The sequence below is a fragment of the Pseudomonas sp. P5_A2_2 genome (assembly GCF_054177685.1).
Genome location: NZ_JBGCUL010000849.1, coordinates 1 through 1,928, shown reverse-complemented (window position 1 = coordinate 1,928; position 1,928 = coordinate 1). Strand labels below are relative to the sequence as shown.

Sequence of the window (1,928 nt, the reverse complement as noted above, 5' to 3'; positions counted from 1 at the left end):
GTGCTCTCAAAATACTGCAGGAATATCTTCTGTGGGGTTTCACGCCTTGCTGAAACCAACATGGATGCGTCCTGCTGTTCATCGTTCTTGACAACCGCGATTCGATGCGCACGCTCATTCAATGCGGCATCAAAYCGCTCCTGCGTCACGCCCTCYCCCAACACACGCACCTCAACGGATGAATGATCGGCGCCCAACCCGTAGTAGAGTTTCACATCGCCACCACCAATCCAGTTGGCCGGTAAATCAATCAAGCCTCGGCCCAACCCCCAGGTGCGCATGTTGCTTGTCATTTCGCTCACGTTACGTTTCTCCTGTTCGCTGGGTTGTTTGAAGGCCGCACAGCCGGTGAGAGAACCCAGCACCATGCATGTCAAAAAAAGAATCAGCTGACGCATAGCGGCCTCTTGGCTTTCGCTGCGATTTTGATGAGTGAATAGAGGGTGAAGTGCTGCGTTAGCGGGTTGGCATAGGAGGCTTCATGATCAAAGCCGGGCGCCTTGATTTGCTGGCGGACTTCGCCATTGCGCGCACGCTTTATAGGCGCGCTGCCCGAGCTCACTGGGACGGTGCCGTCGCCGGAGCCATCCTGCATTTGGCAATGCAGTTCCCAATAGCTGGTCTGCACGGTTCTGACCGGCGCGTCGGGATCACCACGCAGGGGTAGCACGGCCTCGGCTTGCCCGCCGACGTACAACGGGCTACGTCCGTCGTCGCGCACCTCATGCATTTGCAGGCTGGACACCGTGAAGGCATCGGGGCTTGAAGCAAAGAGGCCATTGAGGCGAGACCCGCGCTGCATTTTCCAAGTGATAGATTCGAAGCTGGGGTGCTTGTCTTCGCTGCCGTAGTAGACGTAGGTTTGAGGGTGATAGGAGCCGCTAATACGTTGATGAAAGGATTTTGCCTTTTTAATGTTGTCCGCAAATGTTTCCCACGTAATCGGATCACCATCCTTCGGTGCCAACCACTCCTCACGCAGTAATCCCCACCAACGGTCGCGACGTAAATAGATCTCTTCGTAAGGGTCTTTTATAGGCTGACGCGGCATCGCCGAAACGCCTTGATTGTCGATCAGTCTCAGCCAACCCGGGGAATAATCTAGTGTAGGCAGCAATTGCAAGGCACCAGGCGCCTGCGCAAAAACGGCGGTCACTTCCTGGCCGGTCGGGCCAATCACTGCTCCGGCAATGAGATCTTCGTCGCTCATGCCGACCTTGCAACGGCGATAAGCGACCGGAGCCCCAGTGGCGGGCATTACCCCATGCACGACGCCAGCAATTTTGGCGGCCATGCCGGGCAACTGTGCACATCGTCGAACCACCAATCCGCCCATGGAGTGGGTGACCAGAATGACTTGCTGACAGTTTCGACCGTATTGGTGCGTCAGTTCGTCAATGCGTTCGGCCAGGCGCTGTGCAGCGACTTTGTTGGAATCCAACCAGTTATATCCACACGCATGCACCGGCATCCGATAACCGCCGCGCGCCACCAGCTCATCCGAGACAATCGACGGCAACTGGCTGGCCAAGGTGGTACCCAGCCCAGGCATACCGATGGGGATTTCGGGTTTTAACCGGGTGATGTGAGTCGGCCCCGGCTCGACGGCGACGGTATGCAGGTGCTCCGGCCGAATGTCGAATTGTGGCCATTGGTGAGGCAGGAACTCACTATTGAGCGCCTCTTCCAACCAGAGCAGAAAAGCGTGATAGCTGGTTTCACTGACCTCGCCCCAGCCACGTTCTTCATAGCGTTTGCGCAGAGCCAGGAGGGTCTTTTTCCTGCCCAGCCCTGGCTGCGCCAGTACCGTACCGGCAGCCCGTTCAGGCACCGCGCCTTGGTTGTCGACTTCCACCCTGGCCGGGTGCAACAGTTTTTGTCGTATACCGGCCTTTTTGTTGATCCAGTTCATGGCCAGCCACATATTC

Annotated in this window: 1 protein-coding gene and 1 pseudogene; both read right to left on the bottom strand. The window is 57.1% G+C overall.

The features are described 5' to 3' along the window. Positions 1-398, bottom strand: a pseudogene (locus ACXRVY_RS26505) (T6SS immunity protein Tli4 family protein); the annotation flags it as partial. Beyond that, positions 386-1,928 (bottom strand): esterase/lipase family protein (locus tag ACXRVY_RS26500; RefSeq protein ID WP_458238672.1); only part of this gene is annotated, 1,543 nt, incomplete at its 5' end. The gene ACXRVY_RS26500 and the pseudogene ACXRVY_RS26505, both read right to left, overlap by 13 nt.